This is a genomic window from Phytobacter palmae (genome assembly GCF_039409775.1).
GTDB lineage: Bacteria > Pseudomonadota > Gammaproteobacteria > Enterobacterales > Enterobacteriaceae > Phytobacter > Phytobacter palmae.
Window position 1 is genome coordinate 168,324 of the sequence record NZ_JBCIVJ010000011.1, and the last position, 19,291, is coordinate 187,614.

General features: G+C 44.5%; 14 protein-coding genes, 1 tRNA gene and 3 pseudogenes. 16 read left to right on the forward strand and 2 right to left on the reverse strand.

From position 1 onward, the window contains the following. Nucleotides 1–2 precede the first annotated feature (2 nt). The 3 genes from lsrB to lsrG are packed head-to-tail and all read left to right on the forward strand — an operon-like array spanning nt 3 to nt 2,206. Nucleotides 3–1,016 carry an autoinducer 2 ABC transporter substrate-binding protein LsrB gene (gene lsrB / locus AAIG39_RS15080; RefSeq protein ID WP_283776165.1) on the forward strand — a complete coding sequence of 338 codons (1,014 nt, stop codon included), beginning with the start codon at nt 3–5 and terminating at the stop codon, nt 1,014–1,016. 12 nt (nt 1,017–1,028) lie between these two features. Then, nucleotides 1,029–1,916 carry a 3-hydroxy-5-phosphonooxypentane-2,4-dione thiolase gene (gene lsrF / locus AAIG39_RS15085; RefSeq protein ID WP_047373046.1) on the forward strand — a complete coding sequence of 296 codons (888 nt, stop codon included), beginning with the start codon at nt 1,029–1,031 and terminating at the stop codon, nt 1,914–1,916. Further along, on the forward strand, nt 1,913–2,206 hold the full coding sequence (gene lsrG, locus AAIG39_RS15090; RefSeq protein ID WP_103278185.1) for a (4S)-4-hydroxy-5-phosphonooxypentane-2,3-dione isomerase: 294 nt from the start codon (nt 1,913–1,915) through the stop codon (nt 2,204–2,206). Before lsrF ends, lsrG begins: the two co-directional genes overlap by 4 nt. A gap of 1,054 nt (nt 2,207–3,260) precedes the next feature. Here lsrG and ygjG read toward each other — a convergent pair. After that, entirely contained in the window at nt 3,261–4,640 is a 1,380-nt protein-coding gene (ygjG, locus tag AAIG39_RS15095) for a putrescine aminotransferase (protein ID WP_249572810.1), read from the reverse strand. Nucleotides 4,641–4,782: 142 nt separating this feature from the next. On the opposite strand from ygjG, the gene AAIG39_RS15100 reads away from it, so the two are divergent. From AAIG39_RS15100 to AAIG39_RS15115, 4 genes and pseudogenes are all read left to right on the forward strand, one after another. Further along, nucleotides 4,783–4,938, forward strand: coding sequence for a hypothetical protein (locus AAIG39_RS15100; protein WP_343194188.1), 156 nt, complete (start codon nt 4,783–4,785; stop codon nt 4,936–4,938). 135 nt (nt 4,939–5,073) lie between these two features. Continuing rightward, nucleotides 5,074–5,262: pseudogene (locus tag AAIG39_RS15105) on the forward strand (hypothetical protein); the annotation flags it as partial. Next, a pseudogene (locus AAIG39_RS15110) lies at nt 5,256–5,735 on the forward strand (phage tail protein); the annotation flags it as partial. The pseudogenes AAIG39_RS15105 and AAIG39_RS15110, both read left to right, overlap by 7 nt. A 13-nt stretch (nt 5,736–5,748) precedes the next feature. Next, entirely contained in the window at nt 5,749–5,937 is a 189-nt protein-coding gene (locus AAIG39_RS15115; protein WP_343194189.1) for a hypothetical protein, read from the forward strand. A gap of 331 nt (nt 5,938–6,268) precedes the next feature. On the opposite strand, the gene AAIG39_RS15120 is transcribed toward AAIG39_RS15115, so the two are convergent. Beyond that, nucleotides 6,269–6,344 (reverse strand) — tRNA-Ile (locus AAIG39_RS15120). 126 nt (nt 6,345–6,470) lie between these two features. On the opposite strand from AAIG39_RS15120, the pseudogene AAIG39_RS15125 reads away from it, so the two are divergent. The 9 genes and pseudogenes from AAIG39_RS15125 to AAIG39_RS15165 form a co-directional block, all read left to right on the forward strand. Beyond that, nucleotides 6,471–6,650: pseudogene (locus AAIG39_RS15125) on the forward strand (uracil-DNA glycosylase family protein); the annotation flags it as partial. 853 nt (nt 6,651–7,503) lie between these two features. Next, a complete protein-coding gene (locus AAIG39_RS15130) occupies nt 7,504–8,280 on the forward strand; it encodes an ABC transporter permease (RefSeq protein WP_343194199.1) in 777 nt (258 codons plus the stop codon). Further along, the gene (locus tag AAIG39_RS15135) at nt 8,277–8,942 is read left to right on the forward strand and encodes an ABC transporter ATP-binding protein (protein WP_343194190.1); all 666 of its coding nucleotides are present in this window, start codon (nt 8,277–8,279) and stop codon (nt 8,940–8,942) included. Before AAIG39_RS15130 ends, AAIG39_RS15135 begins: the two co-directional genes overlap by 4 nt. A 407-nt stretch (nt 8,943–9,349) precedes the next feature. Continuing rightward, a complete protein-coding gene (locus tag AAIG39_RS15140) occupies nt 9,350–10,963 on the forward strand; it encodes a hypothetical protein (protein ID WP_343194191.1) in 1,614 nt (537 codons plus the stop codon). Between the two features lie 3 nt (nt 10,964–10,966). Further along, complete coding sequence (locus AAIG39_RS15145; protein WP_343194192.1) at nt 10,967–12,742, forward strand: O-methyltransferase; 1,776 nt, start codon at nt 10,967–10,969, stop codon at nt 12,740–12,742. Between the two features lie 48 nt (nt 12,743–12,790). Next, the gene (locus tag AAIG39_RS15150; protein WP_343194193.1) at nt 12,791–14,803 is read left to right on the forward strand and encodes a glycosyltransferase family 2 protein; all 2,013 of its coding nucleotides are present in this window, start codon (nt 12,791–12,793) and stop codon (nt 14,801–14,803) included. A 20-nt stretch (nt 14,804–14,823) separates the two neighbouring features. Then, nucleotides 14,824–15,921 (forward strand): UDP-galactopyranose mutase, encoded by a 1,098-nt coding sequence (gene glf, locus AAIG39_RS15155; RefSeq protein ID WP_343194194.1) that lies wholly within the window; start codon nt 14,824–14,826, stop codon nt 15,919–15,921. Between the two features lie 555 nt (nt 15,922–16,476). Continuing rightward, a complete protein-coding gene (locus AAIG39_RS15160; RefSeq protein WP_343194195.1) occupies nt 16,477–17,646 on the forward strand; it encodes a nucleotide sugar dehydrogenase in 1,170 nt (389 codons plus the stop codon). Nucleotides 17,647–17,661: 15 nt separating this feature from the next. Then, the gene (locus AAIG39_RS15165; RefSeq protein WP_343194196.1) at nt 17,662–19,152 is read left to right on the forward strand and encodes a glycosyltransferase family 2 protein; all 1,491 of its coding nucleotides are present in this window, start codon (nt 17,662–17,664) and stop codon (nt 19,150–19,152) included. Nucleotides 19,153–19,291: the final 139 nt, after the last annotated feature.

Genomic DNA, 19,291 nt, shown 5'->3' on the forward strand with positions numbered 1-19,291 from the left:
AGATGAAGACAAAACTGATAGTGCAACTGAGCGCGCTGGCGCTGGTGGGTAGCGTCATGGCCGCACAGGCGGCTGACCGTATCGCTTTTATTCCCAAACTGGTTGGGGTGGGCTTCTTTACCAGCGGCGGCAACGGCGCGAAAGAGGCGGGCAAAGACCTGGGGGTGGAGGTGACCTATGACGGTCCGACCGAACCGAGCGTGTCAGGCCAGGTTCAGCTCATCAATAACTTCGTCAACCAGGGCTATAAGGCCATTATTGTCTCCGCCGTTTCGCCGGACGGGTTATGCCCGGCGCTGAAACGCGCGATGCAGCGCGGTGTGAAAGTGCTGACCTGGGATTCTGATACCAAGCCTGAGTGTCGCAGCATCTACATCAATCAGGGGACGCCGGAGCAACTGGGTGGCCTGTTGGTGGATATGGCGGGCAAGCAGGTGACCAAACCGAATGCCAAAGTGGCGTTCTTCTATTCCAGCCCCACCGTCACTGACCAGAACCAGTGGGTGAAAGAGGCGAAAGCCAAAATCGAGAAAGATCATCCCCAGTGGCAAATCGTCACCACTCAGTTTGGCTATAACGATGCGACCAAATCCCTGCAAACCGCCGAAGGGATTTTAAAAGCGTACCCGGATCTGGACGCGATCATCGCACCGGATGCCAATGCCCTACCAGCGGCAGCGCAGGCGGCGGAGAACCTGAAACGGGAAGGGGTGGCGATTGTCGGCTTTAGTACGCCGAACGTCATGCGCCCGTATGTGGAGCGTGGCACGGTGAAAGCCTTTGGCCTGTGGGATGTGGTGCAACAAGGGAAAATTTCGGTGAATGTCGCCGAACATCTGCTGAAAAAAGGCGATCTTAATATTGGCGACAGCGTCGACGTGAAAGATATCGGCACGCTTAAAGTCGAGCCAAACAGCGTGCAGGGTTATCAGTATGAAGCGAAAGGCAACGGGATCGTGCTGCTGCCGGAACGCGTGGTGTTCACCAAAGAGAACATTGGTAAATACGACTTCTGACGGGAGGAAACGATGGCGGATTTAGATGACATTAAAGATGGCAAAGATTTTGGCCTCGACCGGCCGCAAAAAAATGTGCCGTTTACGCTCAAAGGTTGTGGGGCGCTGGACTGGGGAATGCAGTCGCGGCTCTCACGGATTTTTAACCCGAAAAGCAACCGCACGGTGATGCTGGCGTTTGACCACGGCTACTTTCAGGGGCCGACCACCGGGCTTGAGCGCATTGATTTATCCATTGCGCCGTTGTTTGGCGAAACGGATGTGCTGATGTGTACCCGTGGGGTGCTGCGAAGCCAGGTGCCGCCCGCCACGAATAAACCGGTGGTGCTGAGAGCGTCAGGTGGTAATTCCATTCTGACCGAGCTGTCGAACGAGTGCGTGGCGGTAGCGATGGAGGATGCCCTGCGCCTCAATGTCTGTGCGGTGGCGGCCCAGGTCTATATCGGCAGCGAGCATGAACATCAGTCGATCAATAACATCATTAAACTGGTGGATGCCGGGAACCGATACGGTGTACCTACGCTTGCGGTCACCGGCGTCGGTAAAGAGATGGCGCGGGATGCGCGCTATTTTTCACTGGCCAGCCGTATTGCCGCCGAGATGGGGGCGCAGTTCGTCAAAACCTACTTTGTCGAAGAGGGGTTTGAGAAAGTGACCGCCAGTTGCCCGGTGCCGATTGTGATTGCCGGTGGTAAGAAATTGCCTGAACTGGAGGCATTAGAGATGTGTTTTCGCGCCATCGACCAGGGGGCGTCCGGCGTGGACATGGGGCGCAATATTTTCCAGTCCAGCGCACCGCTCGCTATGCTCAAAGCGGTAAAAAAAGTGGTACACGAGAATATGAGCGCCCGTGAGGCGTATCAGTTCTGGCAGGAAGAGAAACAGGGAGAGCAACAATGAATGTGACGCTGGTGGAGATTAACATCAAGCCGGACAAGATTGATGAGTTTCTTGAGGTATTTCGCGCCAATCACGAGGGGGCAGTGAAGGAGCCGGGAAATCTGCGTTTTGATGTGTTGCAGGATCCGAAAGTGAAGACGCGGTTTTTTATCTACGAAGCTTATAAGGACGAGGCCGCCGTGCTGGCACACAAAAAGACGCCACATTACCTGGCCTGCGTGGAGAAACTGGAGGATCTGATGTCGGAGCCGCGTAAAAAACGGACGTTTGTGGGGCTAATGCCGGAGTAGCGGTTTGGGGTGGTGCGCATTGTTCCCCTTCAACCCAAAGGGCTGAGGGGGGAATATGTGACGTGAGGAGATTGTTCCGTTCACCTTAAATTCGCTGGATCTCTGCATTTTCATCACCCGTGAACGTGCAAGGGAGGCTCGCCGCCGCCTCCCTTGCAACCCAGGCTCCCGGCAAGGAAAATCGCCGCTGGCGCGGTCCATGATGCTTATGTCGTCTGACTGTCGGGTCGGGGACCCGCCTGCGTCCTTGCAGGCTATCCCCTCCGCCCGCGTCCCTGCGGGCGGCCCCGGTCAGCCGTCAACGCCTCATCTATTTTCAGCCGGACCAGAAAACCCTCGCTGCCAGAAAGTGCATTAAATATGAAACGCCCCTGCTGCTTCCTGAAAGAAACCCTACAGCCATTCCTTTTTTCATTTTGTTCCGGACTTTCAGCGAGGGGTGTGTCCCCGCTGAAATCGGCGAGCCGGAGGCCGGAAGACAAGGGCTGGCCGCCAGGGAGGGCGGGCAGAGGTTTGTCGAGCCAGGACGGCGAGTCAAACCGACCGCAGGCTGAGGGTCGGGAGGTGAGCGCAGTGCGAAGCACCGATTTCCGTGCGGGGCCGCGGGGATGGCTAAGGGGGCGGCGGCAAGCCCCCTTAGCACGTTCACGAGTGACGGATTCGGCATGTTCAGCAGGACTGGAGGTGAACGGAACAAGCCTCGCTGCCGCCTGTTTCCCCTCACCCTAACCCTCTCCCCAGAGGGGCGAGGGAATTGATCGAGCGGGCTGGGGTAGCTTTTACCCCTCTCCCTTGAGAGGCGAGGGAATCGAGCAAGCGGGCTGGGGCAGCTTTTCCCCTCTCCCTTGAGGGGCGAAGGAATCGAGCGAGCGGGCTGGGGCTGCTTTTCACCCTCTCCCTGGAGGGGCGAAGGAATCGAGCAAGCGGGCTGGGGCAGCTTTTCCCCTCTCCCCAGAGGGGCGAGGGAATCGAGCGAGCGGGCTGGGGCTGCTTTTTACCCTCTCCCTGGAGGGAGAGGGCAAGGGTGAGGGGGAGAAGGCGGCACAGTCTGCTTTTACGCTTCTTCCACCGCCACGCGCATCGCTGCCAGCGCGGTGCGAGCGGCTGTGAGCACCTGTTCGCACTGCTCAATTGTCAGCGTAAGCGGTGGTTCGATACGAATGGTTTTCGAATTATTGAGTGTCCCGGCAACCAGTACACGCTGGCGGAACATTTCGCTCGCAAACGTGTAGCCGATTTCGTTATCCACAAACTCAATAGCCATCAGCATCCCTCTGCCGCGCGCATCCTGTACCAGATCCGGGTATTCCCGCGCCAGCAGGCGGAAGCCGTCCAGCAGCATGTCACCTTTCTGCTCAGCCTGTGCCGGGAGGTTCTCTTCCAGCAGCACATTGATGGTTGCCAGCGCGGCCGCACAGGCCAGCGGGTTACCGCCAAATGTGGTGGTATGCAGGAAAGGATTATCAAACAGGACAGAGAAGACCTCTTCGGTAGCGATCGTAGCACCGATCGGCATCACGCCGCCGCCGAGGGCTTTCGCCAGACACAAAATGTCCGGCTGGACGTTCTCATGTTCGCAGGCGAACATTTTGCCCGTACGCCCCATCCCGGTCTGCACTTCATCAAAGATAAGCAGCGCGCCAAATTCATCACATAGCTTACGCACGGCTGGCAGATAGCCCAGCGGTGGCAGGATCACGCCGCCTTCACCCTGAATAGGCTCAAGGATCACCGCCGCGACATCATCGCCTGTTTTATGACATTCGCTAAGCAGGGTACGCATGGCCTCGATATCGCCAAACGGCACATGACGGAAGCCCGGCAGTAACGGCATAAACGGCTTACGGAAGGTCGATTTCGCCGTCGCAGATAACGCCCCCAGGGATTTACCGTGGAACGCGCCGCTGGTAGCGACAAAAGTGAATTTGCCACGTGGCGACTGATACGCTTTGGCGAGCTTTAACGCCGCTTCGACGGATTCCGTGCCGCTGTTGCTAAAGAAGCTGTATTTGAGTTTGCCTGGGGCTAATGCCGCCAGTGTTTTTGCCAGCATCGCCCGCAGTGGGTCGAGAAGCTCCTGGCTATGCAGAGGTTGTTTTGCGAGTTGATTCTGTACGGCGGAAACCACTACTGGATTACGGTGCCCCACATTGAAGATACCAAACCCACCCAGACAATCTAAAAACTCCTGTCCCTGGGTGTCGACAAGCGTATTCAGACTTCCCGCTTGCCATTCTACGGCTCCGTAATCCCCGCCGGCAGTAACAGATTTTCGATACTCTAAAAACCCCGGATTTACATGCTCTTTAAAGTATTCCCGTACCTCTCGGTTAAGTTCTTTCATCTCCTCATGATCAAGCTTTCGTTTCTCTATGAGGTTCAGTGCGTGTGCGCTGCAGGCCAGAGCCGATGCGCTGGAAGGTAATCTGTTCAAAATATGCTCCCGGGGCTCGCGTATCACATGATACTGATTTAAGTATTGCAGGGATTGCGCCACATCGAAGCCGCAAACGAAAATCGGGATAAACGCCAGGGAAAAACGCAGTTCTACGAGATTAGATCCCGGAACTTACCCTTTGTTACGTTCTGAAATAGAGGAAAAGAAAACAGGCGTTGAGCATTATTTATGCAAAATGCACCGTGGTGGTGCGCTTATTGCCTCATTTTTGCGCAGTGATAAATCAGGAATTCTTGGTAGTTTCAGTTGGTTACTATATAAATCAGCAACTTAAAAACATACAAATAGTGCGGTTTAATCGCAAATTGCGATCTAAATCAAATTTAACAACTAAAGATAAATTCATTATCGCCGAAATAACATTCGATAAAATTTTTAACAGTCGAATAACTTGCAAAGGATGCTAATCATGTCTGCTCCGCCGTTTGTCACGCAACGGGAATATCCCCTTGACGCTGACACCACTCTGATGTCGACCACCGATTTGCAAAGCTATATCACCCACGCTAATGACACCTTCTCGCAGGTAAGCGGCTTTGATCTGGACGAGCTGATCGGCCAGCCGCACAACCTGGTACGCCACCCGGATATGCCGAAAACCGGGTTGCGGCGAGGGCAGCAAGCAAAGCAATTTCCACTGTAGCAAAAGATACTCGTGTACCTCGCAAACTGGTGAAACAGCGCGTGCGGATCAAAAACGCGACGGCGGCAAACCCAAAGGCCCGTATTCAGGTCAATCGCGGCAATCTCCCTGCTATCAAGCTTGGCGTGGCCAGTGTGCGTATGTCCCGGCGTAAGCGGGACGTCAAAGGCGCAAATAGCGTGCTTCAAATCGGGCCTTTCCGCTTTCCTGGTGCTTTCATTCAGCAGCTTAAGAATGGTCGCTGGCACGTGCTACGCAGAACCGCAAAGAGCCGTTACCCTGTAGAGGTAGTGAGTATTCCCCTGGCTACGCCGCTCACTACAGCTTTTCGTGATCAGCTTTCCCGGCAGATGGAACAGAACATGCCGCGGGAGATGAGGGAAGCCCTGAAAAGGCAACTGGCAGTAGAAATCAAACGCATGCGTTGATAAGGGTAGGGATATGCTCAAACGGCAGATTGCAGAAACAGTTCTTATCGAAATGGCGCGTCAGCAGGGCTATGCATTGAACGGACAGGAGCAATTAATCATCCGTACTCGCCTTAACAGCGCTCTGTCTGCTAAAGAACGGTACCGCCAGCGAATGACCGCACCCGAATACCACTGGCGCAAGCCACCACCCCGCCGATAAGCCATTCTCTGGGGGCATAGTGCCCCCGTAGATAGCTCCCCCCCCCATCTTTGGGGAGATGTCGCTACCGTCACCCGGATATTGGGTATCGCACCCCGGCGCAATTTTGCGCCGCCCGTTTTGGCGTGCTCAAATAACCGTGTTGCTAATTTGCAACTCACTGCGCCAGTGGCGCACACCCCCTGTACAGCACGTCAATAATCCGTTATCAGCGTATTTTTTTTAGATGAGAAGGACCAAACGATCTCATACCTGAGATTACTTCCTCATCGGACCCCCACGGGACCCCCAAAAAGAAAGGACTTACGCTATTAACGTAAGTCCTTGAATTTGGTGGCCCCTGCTGGGTTTGAACCAGCGACCAAGCGATTATGAGTCGCCTGCTCTAACCACTGAGCTAAGGGGCCGTGGCGGGGAATTATAAAGTAACTTGTCCAGGCAATCCAGCATCAACATTTCATCTGCCTGTTTTATAAACAACGCATTTTCAATCCTTTATACTTAAGTCTCACATCCAGCATCAGGGGAAAGAGATGATCCACGACATTCTCGCACCAGCATTACCCGTCGTTTTCTGCAGCATTAATCCGGGCAAGTCTTCTGCACATACTGGTTTCCTCTTTGCACATCCGGGAAACCGGTTCTGGAAAGTCATTCACCAGGCGGGCTTTACTGACCGGTTATTGCGTCCTGATGAAGAGCGCCATTTATTAGCACTGCCATTTTAGGCAAAAACGTCTTTTGGCAAACATTTAGTATGTTCGGGCTCTGTGAGGGAGACAAAATTTCACCATTGAAGCGACGTAAGTCAGGGGGACTTCCAAGCCCTCGGCGGGATGGGCAGAGCAACCTCTGAGAAGTTCGTGAAAATGTAGAGTGGGCTGGATGGCGTGCTAATGATGAGGTGCTATAGCGTGAATTTTGTCGTAAAACATCACTGGTATTAATGAATAAAGATTGTTCTGGATAATCCAGAGAAAGAGAAATACGGGCGCTAATCGTTGAATAAATCGGCTAATTGTCTTTGAAAATAGGATGTTAACAGTGTTTGTCTTCTAGCCTGAGCACTACCTGTTTTTGGAGTATAAATGCTTCCACATTGAAAAAAAAAGGAAGGAATGATACAAAGTATTTCGCATATAAATAATACAAACAGCACTAATACAGGGTGGACCTGCATTCAAGTCTAACAACACAAAACGTATCTAATCGGCTGATATAGTGTTGTTTTAAATGATGGGGTAACAAGATAATTCTAGCCATAGAGTTTATAAATTAATATCTTCACATTGATAGATTTTAACTTGTAGGATTTGTCTTGATAGACCGCTACATTTATAGCCGATTTGGAGTTTCAGGAAGTTTGCATCAGGAAGATACCCATAATATTTACATTTTTCTTCTTTACCTTCCTACAAACAAATTCAAACCCGAAAGGCGATTTGTCGCCCGCTAAAACTATTAGCAAGCTAATTGTATGGCTTGTCTCATATGGTACGCCCGAGCATTCTGGTAGCTAGAGCCAGGGGCGGTAGCGTGCCTCATGACATCAAGGTGACATCACCAATGGCCAGAAGTGGTTTAGAAGTACAGCAAGCGGCTGTGAAAGCCCTGTTCCTGCGTGAGATTAAGACTCGCTTTGGCAAGTACCGTTTGGGGTACCTGTGGGCGATACTGGAGCCAGCAGCGCATTTGTTGATTTTATTGACGATTTTTGGATTTATTATGCATCGTACAATGCCTGATATTTCTTATCCTGTTTTTCTGCTAAATGGTATAATCCCGTATTTCCTTTTTAGTAATATTGCAACTCGGTCTGTTGGTGCTATTGAGGCAAATCAGGGTTTATTTAATTACAGACCTGTTAAACCAATCGATACCATTATTGCCCGCGCTATACTTGAAACGTTAATTTGCGTTGTTGTATATATTTTGTTAATGACTGGTGTAGGGTTGGCAGGAGAAAACTTTAGTATTAACGGGTTTATTACACTGGTTGTATGTTGGTTGTTACTCGTTATTCTGTCATGTGGAATTGGTTTGATTTTTATGGTCTTAGGTAAAATTTTTCCGGAGACGGAAAAGTTTTTGCCCATTATGATAAAACCTTTGTATTTTATTTCTTGCATTATGTTTCCTCTTCACTCGATTCCTAAAGACTATTGGCCATATTTACTTTGGAACCCCCTTGTTCATGCTGTTGAATTAAGTCGGGAAGCAGTTTTTCAGGGGTATGAGAGTAAAGGCGTGAGCCTAAATTACTTAGCGATGATTACTCTTATCGTTTTTTTTATTGGCTTAGCTTTATACCGCAATCGTGAGGAGGCAATGCTAACTTCATGATAAAAATAAATAACATTACTAAGTCCTATCGTACGCCTCAAGGGCGGCACTATGTATTCAAAAATCTCAATGTTGAATTACCCTCCGGAAAAAGTGTTGCACTGATTGGCCGCAATGGGGCAGGAAAATCAACTTTGCTAAGAATGATAGGCGGAATTGATAGGCCCGATAGTGGCAGTATCACAACAGATAAAACTATCTCGTGGCCAGTGGGGTTAGCCGGTGGCTTTCAAGGGAGTCTTACTGGGCGGGAGAATGTTAAGTTTGTTGCCAGGCTTTATGCAAACAGAAATGAGATTAAAGAAAAAGTTGCCTTCGTCGAGGAGTTTGCTGAGCTGGGAAAATATTTTGATATGCCGATAAAAACCTACTCCTCGGGTATGAAATCAAGGTTAGGTTTTGGGTTGAGCATGGCATTTAAATTTGATTATTATTTAGTGGACGAAATTACTGCAGTTGGGGATGCTAAATTCAAGAAAAAATGTGAGGATCTATTTAACGCACGGCATGAAGAATCAAATTTCCTTATGGTCTCACACAATCTTAGTTCTTTGGAAAAATATTGTGACTATGCCCTTTTTGTTGGTAGGGGGAACATCGTGAGGTGTTTTGAATCGGTAACGGAAGCAATTAAATGTTATAAGTCAGATGAATGCCTTTAGTTAAATTGGTATGTATGTAGACATTAGATCCTTCTCTACCTATGCAATTTGTATATAGTATGTTTCTTTAACTACTGAATACTGATTTGCGTATGGGTGTTATTTATTCAATGTTTTTATCAGTATTAACGGTGTTCTTATAACAATCTGGGGTTTATGATAATGGAGTATTTCATATGCTTCGTTTTAGATATAAATATTATCATATAATAACTGTCTGAGCCGAATCATTGTTTTATACTTTTGCAAATATACCAAAACCTTCCTTTCTGAGCCACCAAATATTTTATACTGCTATCGCTAATATTTATATTTCATTTACGCGTAAAAAATTATAAGAGTCAATAAGATGACTCTTTCACCTTAAACAGAATACAGCATTGCTACACGTTGATTTAGGAGCCTCAGTGAATCGTATACTTATTGTGGGACACCCAAATTCGGGTTATCAGGAAGTGGAAAACATTTTGCAAGAAAGAGGAATGGCATCTCCACAACCTTCCCGACGTGAAGCATTATCTCCACAGGATATCACCGCAACTTTATGTAAAATTCATCAGGTGCCTGATATTTTGAGCATAACGTTAGAAGATGAAATCAAACCTATGCGGGTTGCTCCTGTTTGGCACGGGATGGCTTTAGATTTGATGCTGGGTAATTTGGAACAGAAGTTATGGGGCTGGTCGGATCCCCAGTCAATTTATTCTTTAGAATATTGGCGCCAACTAGATGATGGGCTGACTTTCGTTCTCGTATACGATGAGCCTAAACAAGCGCTTTTCAACGCGACAGTGAAAAGAAATACTCTCTCCAGTACAACTATTGAACATCATATTAATAATTGGAAAGCGTACAATGGGGCTCTTTTAGCATTTTTCCTGCGAAACCGAAATCGTTGCGTTTTGGTTAATGCTCAGCAGGTAAAACGAAACGCAGATGCGTGTTTGCAACAGCTTCAACCTTTATTAACTGCGCAGTTATTATCAACTTCTGGGAGTGACATTGAAGACGTTGGTGATGTCGTTGCAGATAGTGAAAATTCATATTTAGCATTAAGCAATAATCCAAATTTTTCATTACAAAACTTGACAGAACTCACTAGCCTGGCTGGTTTAGATACTAAAGAAACTCAACAAATTCTGGAGGGAAATGATGTTGAGAATTACTTATTAGAACAATTGCTTTCTGATTATCCGGCATGTCAGCACCTCTATGCAGAATTACAGTCTGTGGCCAATCTCCCTATGCAGGAAGAATTTAATGAAGCATTGAATCCTGGCAAGGTCCTGGAAAAAATGATTCAACAGCGCCAGATGAATGCTGAGTTGGCCTCGGGTCTGCATCAAGCCTATTTATGTATTAACGAAACGTTGGGACTCTCTATAACTAAGCAGTTGAATGAAGGTGAATTGATGTTATCGCAATTACACCAGGTTCAAGAGGAGCTTGAGAGTCAGTATCTTCAAAGACAGGAGTTAGAGAGCCTTAATATTCAACAATTATCAGAGGCCAAAGCTTTCAACGCAACACAGCGTAAAAAAATTGATGAGCAGGGAAAAAAAATTGATAAACTTCAACAAGAGAATAAGCAACTTCTGACACAAGTACATCAGGTGCAGGAAGAATTAGAACGTTTTTTCCTTGAAAACCAGAAACTCAAAAAGCAGCAAGCCCCAGTATATTATGGTGCTGCTGAGCGCATCAAACAGGAGCTTGGTTACCGGTTAGGCGCCATTATGATAAAACGCTCCCGCTCTTTGACTGGCTGGTTAGGAATGCCTCAAGCGTTAGCTACAGAGCGTAAAGCATGGCATCAGCAAAACACTACTCAGCCAGAGAATAATCTCCCTCCAATATCTGTTTACCGCGATGCCCATGAGGCTGAACGTGTAAAAAATCATCTTTCATATCGACTTGGACAAGATCTTATTTCCAGTGAAGGTTCGCTTTTCAGATGGATAAAGTTGCCATTTGCCTTGTATCGTTCAGTGCGGCAATACAGACATCAACGTAGGGGATAATTAATGAAAAGCCTAAACTTAGAAAATCAATTTCCGGCCTCTACGTGGTTAGATGTACTTAATACCGAATATCCTGTCACTGGTGCCATTGTTATTGGTGCCGGTACTGGTCAAGGCCCATGGGTCGAATGGCTTGCTCAACGAGAAATTCGGCCAATTTGGTTGTGGGAAGGTGAAGAGAAACAATTTCAACATTTACAGAAAAACGTTTCTTTAAATAATGGATGGCATCTCCATAAAGGGATTGTTGTCTCAGATGATGAAGTATCTTCTCATTTTTACCAGGCCAGTAACCCATGGGAGAGTGGGTTACTGGAGCCCACTCAACTTAAGTCAGTGTGGCCAAATCTGTATAGTACCTACACTGAGCCAGTGAACGATGGTGTTACGCTTAAAGACCTTTTTCAGGCAAGTAGCTCTGCTGTTAACTGGTTAGTGATAGATTGTTTGCCAGCAGCACTGTTGCTTAAAAATGCTAAGAATGAAATTGATCAGTTAGACATGGCAGTTGTACGAGTACTGCTCCAGGATGAACCCGTGTCTGCAAGTGTTGCTCAGGTCGATTTAATTATGCAAGGAGCTGGTATGCGACGCCTGCAGCTCCTACCAGAGCGTCATCCGAGCCTGGCATATGCGATTTATGTCAGAGATCACGCTGGTAAACGTTCTGCGCAGGATCACGAAATTAAACAGCTTAATCTTCAGTTACTTCATACAAAAAATGAGATGAAGTCACTGACTGAGGAGTATGCATTAAAACTAGCTAGCATTAAGTCTCAGATCCAGCAACAAGAAATCCAACAACTGAAAGAAGAGTGTGCGAAGCAGACTCTGACGTTGTCGAAAATAGAAACATTGAATGAGACCGCTCGAAATAAACAGCAATCGAGTATTGAGCAGATCATCGCGTCACTTGAAAAACTAAACCATCAAAATGATATTAATGATTTGATATCAAAAATTATTTCTGAGCAAGAGAAACAATATCAATTAGTAGAGAAAGTACAAGCTGCAATAGGTGAGCAATCTCGACAACAAGAACAACGTCATAAAGAATGGCCGAACGTTTTGAAAAGAGAACTTATTAATAGACTCGGAAATACTGTTCGGCAAATAGAATCTTTTATCACTATTCAAAGTTATTTGACAACGGGTGAAGGGATTGCGGGTTTTCACGGATGGCCGATAAGTGCCGACATTGGATTGTTCCTTTTGGAAAAAATAAAAGAGCAGCAATATGATGCTATTATTGAGTTTGGTAGCGGCACTTCAACGCTTTTGATGGCTAAAGCGTTGAAGGCGCTAAATATAAATAATAGTAATGATTCTAAGCGTATTATTACATTTGAACACCACGAAGACTATTTTTTGAGAACACAGAGACAGTTATCTATTCACAACGTCGATAATTTAGTCGAGCTCTGCCTGACGCCAATTAAAGAATGGAGTGATACTACAGGCGATTATTTCTATTACGACTGCGCTGCTAATATTAAACAGCTAGCACAAGTATTGCATGGTGAAAAGAAAAAAATCCTTGTCTTAGTTGACGGGCCTCCGGGTGATACTTGTGCACACGCTCGATATCCAGTTGCAACATTCTTGATTGATCTTACTAAGCAGCATGAGATTCATTGGGTTTTAGATGATGCATACAGACCTGAGGAAATGGAATCAGCTAAATTATGGATAGACCTTTGGAACCAGAACGGCATTTCTTTTGTCGACGAATTTATTAAAAATGAAAAAGGAATGTTTTATTTAATTACAAACAGTTAATAGTCTTAATAGTATATCGCAATTATCAGAATTTACGAAGGAAGAAAAGTGAGTTTATCTAACGGGAATAAGTATTTTAAAAACGGCAATTACAAGTTGGCTTTGCTTGAATATAATAAAATACCTCATGACAGCCCTCTTTACGCACACGCCAAATTTAATATTGAACGAATCGAAAAACTTGGTGTTACTTTTGATAATTTGGCTGAAAAAAAATCGCTTAAAGATAATAAGCAACCATTACTCTCAATAGTTATGCCTGTTTTTAATGTTGGCCCTTATTTAGATGCTAGCATTCTTTCTGTGTTATCTCAGACGATGGACGATTTTGAGTTAATCATAGTTAACGATGCCTCGACCGATAATGGTAAAAATATTATTGAGATGTATCAAGGCGTTGACCAACGAATTAAGTTTATTGACTTGAATTTCAATACGCTCGGTGGAGCTGGGATCCCAAGTAATATTGGTATTGATGCAGCTAAAGGCAAATACATTGGATTTGTTGACAGTGATGACTGGGTTGTTAATGATGCTTTTGAAAAATTAGTTTCAGCAGCAGAGAAACTAAATGCTGAATTAGTTATTGGTGATTTTAAAACCTTCGACGAAAATAACCGAGTTGTTAGCCCTTCATATGATAAAAGTAAATGGGCTAATATACCGTTAGATGAGATAACGTCGGGTTCATCCTGTCCTGAACTTTTTAAAATGTCCCCGGTTCCATGGCGAAAACTGTATCTCACTAGTTTTATCCGTGGTAAAAATATTAGATATCCTGAAGGCGATTATTTTTACGAAGATAATCCGTTACACTGGTTCGTTCTATCAGAAGCTGAACGTGTAGTTGTTATAGATCATGTAATTAGCTACCATCGAATGGCCAGGGAAGGACAAACTATGGGTTCTTCCTCCTACAAACTAGCAGCAATTTCGTCTCACCTTAATACTACTGCAAACTTTTTAATGCAGAAGACTATCAAAACGCAATCGGTTTTCGACGAGTTCTATGATTATTGTTATAGGACGGGTTGGATTGCCGATAATCAACCGGATTTGATGACGAAAAATATTATCAAGCGTAGGCTTTATGATATTTACTGCAAAACAAGTAACGTGCTATCTCCGGTTAATCTTAGAAGTAATTTTACCAAAAGATTTAATGAATACAATCAATGTTATCCACACCTTGATTTAACTATCGTAATACCTGTTTATAACTGCGAAGATCTTATTGCGGATAGCATCAATTCGGTGTTAAAAATCACAGGATTAAGTTTCGATATTCTCATCATTGATGATGGTTCTAGCGATAAGACGGCAGAAATTTGCCAGAGTTATGCTAAAAAACACAATAATATCCAATTCTATAAACAGGGAAACAAAGGTGCGGGACGTGCACGTAACTCTGTTATCCCTCTTTGTACTGGCCGTTACACATTCTTCCTTGATGCCGATGATGTTATTGATGCGAGTGCATTAGAAGCCGCAGTGAAAAAAGCTACGGCTAAGAATGCAGATTTATTCTTTATGCGATACCGTATCGAGTTCTTTGAAGAAAACTCATCACGTGGCATGTTCAATGCTGATGCTAAACTATGGGATTCATTCTCACAAAGTGATAGCGGAGCGTCGCTCAAAAGCCGGGTTGCGGCTTTGATAAATTACCCATGGAATAGGATAGTTAAAACAGATTTGCTGCATGATGAAAACATATTTTTTGGCCCAACAGTTGTTCATAATGATATCCCATATCATTGGCATAGTATTATTGCGGCAAAAAATATTTCCTATAGCGACCAGGAAGTCTGTACTCATAGAAAATTCTCAAAACGTGACCAAATTACAAATATTTCTGATAGTCGGCGTCTCATGGTGTTTGAAGCTCTTCGTTATACACAAGAAAGGATTATGCAGTATCCTGAGTTCTCTGAAATTAAAATGCAGTGGGAGGAATTTAGTACAGGATTAATTGAGTGGGCTAAGGATAAAATTCCTGATGAACACCAAGAAGTGTTTTTAAAATATAAAAAAGAATTTTTAGCTAATCTTTCAAAGTAAGTAAGAAAAGGAACATTTTGATGTACAATTATTTGATTGTCGGTGCAGGTTTATTCGGTAGTACTTTCGCGCGGTTGGCTACTGATGCGGGAAAAAAATGTCTTATTATTGATAAGCGCGCCCATATAGCGGGTAACTGCTATACTGAAAACACTAATGGCATTCATAAACATGTATTTGGTCCACATATTTTTCATTGCAATGATGAAAATATATGGCAGTTTGTTAATCGTTTTGCTCAGTTTAATAACTTTGTAAATCGCCCTATCGCTATTAACAACGGAAAAGCATTTTCTTTGCCATTTAGCATGTACACATTTAATGCAATGTGGGGGGTAACTACTCCGGAAGAAGCTATTGAAAAAATAGAATCCCAACGATTGAAATTAGATAGGGAGCCGTTGAATCTTGAAGAACAGGCCCTTACGTTGGTCGGTGAGGATATTTATAATACGCTGATACGTGACTATACAAAAAAACAATGGCAAAAAGATCCTAAAGAATTGCCTCCAACAATAATCAAACGCTTGCCTGTAAGAATGTCATGGGACAATAATTACTTTTATGATAAGTATCAGGGTATTCCGATCGGCGGTTATACGGCTATGTTCGAAAATATGCTGGAAGGTATAGAGGTGAAGACTAATGTTGATTATTTTGCAGATAAAGAATATTGGGACTCTTTAGCTGAGAAAGTTGTGTTTACCGGAAAGATTGACGAATACTATGGTTTCCAACATGGTGAACTCGAATACCGTTCGTTAAGATTTGAAACAGAAACTATACAACGTGATAACTATCAAGGTAATGCTGTTGTTAACTACAACTCTGCTGATGTACCCTGGACAAGAATAATTGAGCACAAACATTTCGATCAAAATAGCGCAGATCAAAATGTGACTATAGTTACTAAAGAAATTCCTGATACCTGGTCAAGAGAAAAAACACCTTATTACCCTATTGGTGATGAAGTCAATATGGCTATCTTCAAGAAGTATGAAGATATGGCTAAACTCGAAACTAATGTTATTTTTGGCGGTCGTTTGGCTGAATATCGTTACTATGATATGCATCAAGTCATTAACTCTGCCTTCAACAAATTTGAAAATCAAATTTAATAAAAATATTATTAGTAATATTTAACAGGAGATAGCCTTGGGTAACTTTATCTATAAGCTTTTGTGCAGTAATGGTGAAGAGATTTTAAATCCTCAAATTGATGGCCTAGAAGTGGAGTTCAAAGGAACCCAGGGCGGTGTTGTGGAAATTTATGAAGATATAATCTTTCGATAGTGAATTGATAATAATCTAAGTGTGAAAAATAGAAGGAAGCACATGAAAAATTCTAATGTTGGAATACTCTCATTGTTATAAGATGGTGATTTTTAAATAAATCTATTGCCATAGTCAACCATGTCTGGAGTGGTGCAAATAAATTTACAATAATATAAGATTATTAAATAATACTACTTTTTGAACTGGTTTTATTTTATCAAGAAAGTACATTGGGTAATTTTATTTAATTATAGAAATACTGGCCTCTGTTATTGAAATTGGTGTCGACTGGGATGGTATATATCTTTTTGAATGGAATAAATGTTTTCTGACAAAGGTTTTTTAGTGATTGTTACTTTATCAGAAGTTTTCAAGTAAAATCAGTGAGTTTTATAATTATGAATATTGCTATTGCTGGTACAGGTTATGTTGGTCTCTCGAATTCTGTTCTCCTTGCGCAAAATCATTATGTAACGGCATTGGATATTGACAAGGAAAAGGTGCGGTTAATTAATGATAGAGTTTCTCCTATTGTCGATGCTGAAATTCAAGAATACCTTACCCACCGACCACTAAATTTGCGAGCTACGCTTGATAAGTATGAAGCGTATCAGAATGCTGATTTTGTCATTATTGCAACACCCACTGATTATGATCCAGTCACGAATTATTTTAACACTCGCTCGGTAGAAGCAGTTGTTCGTGATGTGATGAATATCAATCCTAATGCTGTTATGGTTATTAAATCTACCGTGCCAGTAGGTTTTACAGAACGTCTCAAACAAGAACTTGGATGCGAGAATTTAATGTTTTCGCCAGAATTTCTGCGAGAAGGCAAGGCACTACATGACAATCTTTATCCATCACGTATTGTTGTTGGCGAAAAAAGTGAAAGGGCTAAAGTTTTTTCTGATCTGTTATGTGAAGGAGCTGTTCGGAAGGATATTCCGGTGCTGCTCACTAATAGCACCGAAGCTGAAGCTATTAAACTTTTTGCTAATACCTACCTCGCTATGCGGGTCGCCTATTTTAATGAATTAGATACTTACGCTGCTATCCATGGCTTAGATACTCGTCAGATCATCGAGGGTGTAGGTTTGGATCCTCGCATTGGTAAGCACTATAATAATCCTTCCTTCGGTTATGGTGGCTACTGCCTGCCAAAAGATACTAAGCAATTATTGGCGAATTATCGTGAAGTTCCACAGAGTTTAATTCGTGCAATCGTGGACGCCAATTCGACGCGCAAAGATTTTGTGGCTGATGATATATTGCGTAGAAACCCCAAAATCGTGGGTATTTACCGCCTGATCATGAAAGCAGGTAGCGATAATTTCCGTGCCAGCAGTATCCAGGGGGTGATGAAGCGTCTCAAGGCTAAAGGCATTGAAGTCATTGTGTATGAGCCTGCATTAAAGGAAGAATGTTTCTTTGGTTCTCGAATAGTATGTGATGTAGATGCTTTCAAACAACAGGCTGATGTGATTGTGACCAATCGTATTTTTCCCGATCTGAAAGACGTTCAGGCAAAAGTCTACACTCGTGATCTTTTTGGTACTGACGCTTAAGATGAGGTGGCTATCATGCTGAATTACCTTCGATTTTTGAGGTGCTATCGACAGAAACGTTATGTTCATGCGCTTGCATGGGTAGCCCATCGGAAATTCAGGCTAGAAATCGATAAAAAATTAATAGCTATGTATCGATTAGGCATGTACCAATCAGTGAGTCAACTGCCAGTGAAGCCCTCATGCTGGCAATCCACGTTAGCCAAAGCAGTATCACTTGCTGCCACTGGTGAAATTGATGCAGCTCAGTCGGTAGTGACTTCCTTCCAGAGTCAATACATACAGGCTCAGCAAAGAAAGGCACTGATAAATGGATTGGCTCCATTTATGCCGCAAACCGCGTTAATGTTAATCGATGACTTTCCGGATGTCTCTCCAGCATTGCATGTGGCTCTACTTTTACGAGATGGGCACATTGCTCAGGCTCGTAGCCTGATTGAGTCGCTCCCAGTCAATGTTATTAAGCATGAGCCTGAGTTACTGCTACTACAAGCCAATGCTTTTGGCGGAGATTCAGGAATTCAGCTACAGCGGCTTAATATTTATCTGGCAGCGTTTGATCTTCCTCCTTTGAGCTTAAATGATCCCTTATTTGCACCTTCCCCCCTCAATGTTCGGGTTGCCGAGGAGTCAGAGAGCCAAACGGGTCCACTGATATCTGTGTTGATGACTACTTTCAACACTGGGAAGCGGGCTGAAGCTGCTATTGCTTCATTGTTGGCTCAGAGCTATAAGTCGTTAGAATTAATTATTGTGGACGATGCAAGTAATGATGACACTTTTGAGAGACTGGAGAAGCTAGCTCGACAAGATAACCGTATTAGGCTGTTGAGATTACCGCGGAATGTGGGGACCTACGCTGCCAAGCGAATTGGACTGATGCATGCTCAAGGAGAGTTTGTCACTTGCCACGATTCAGACGACTGGTCACATCCTGAAAAATTAAGTCGGCAACTGGCCCCTTTGCTGGCTGATTCAACGATCATCTGTACCGTCTCCAATTGGGTTCGTATGCAGGATGATGGTGTTTACTATGCGCGTCAAATTTATCCACTGGCACGTCTTAACCCATCCTCTCCTCTCTTCCGGCGAGAAGTGGTAATACGTGAGGCAGGAGCATGGGATTGTGTTAAAACCGGAGCCGATAGTGAATTTTTGGCTCGTTTGAAGTTGATATTCGGCGCCAATGCGATTAAGAAGGTCAATGAGCCTCTGACTCTTGGTAGCCATCGTTCTGACTCTTTAATGACAGCTGCCTCAACTGGTTATATGCAAACCGGGATTTCACCACAGCGGCAGAAATATTGGGAAGCATGGTCACAGTGGCACATTGATTGTCTTGCTTCTGGCGATAGGCCATATATTGATATCTCTATGCCGTTTATTGTACCCCGCCCCTTTGACGTGCCGATAAACTTACAAGTTGATCCCGTTGCGCTAGGTGATTGCCAACAAGTACTGGAACTCAGTGAATGTTGCAGTTTGTCTGATTGTGAAAAAGTTTGACGCCAAATCAAAAGGCCCGGATCTCTGATTTCACTCGGTACCGATATTGGAAAGAGATCGAGAGACATTTCTGCTAATGAAGACTCTGGTTACCCACTCAGCACTGTTATTTGAAAAATCTCACACCTTATTTGGGTGT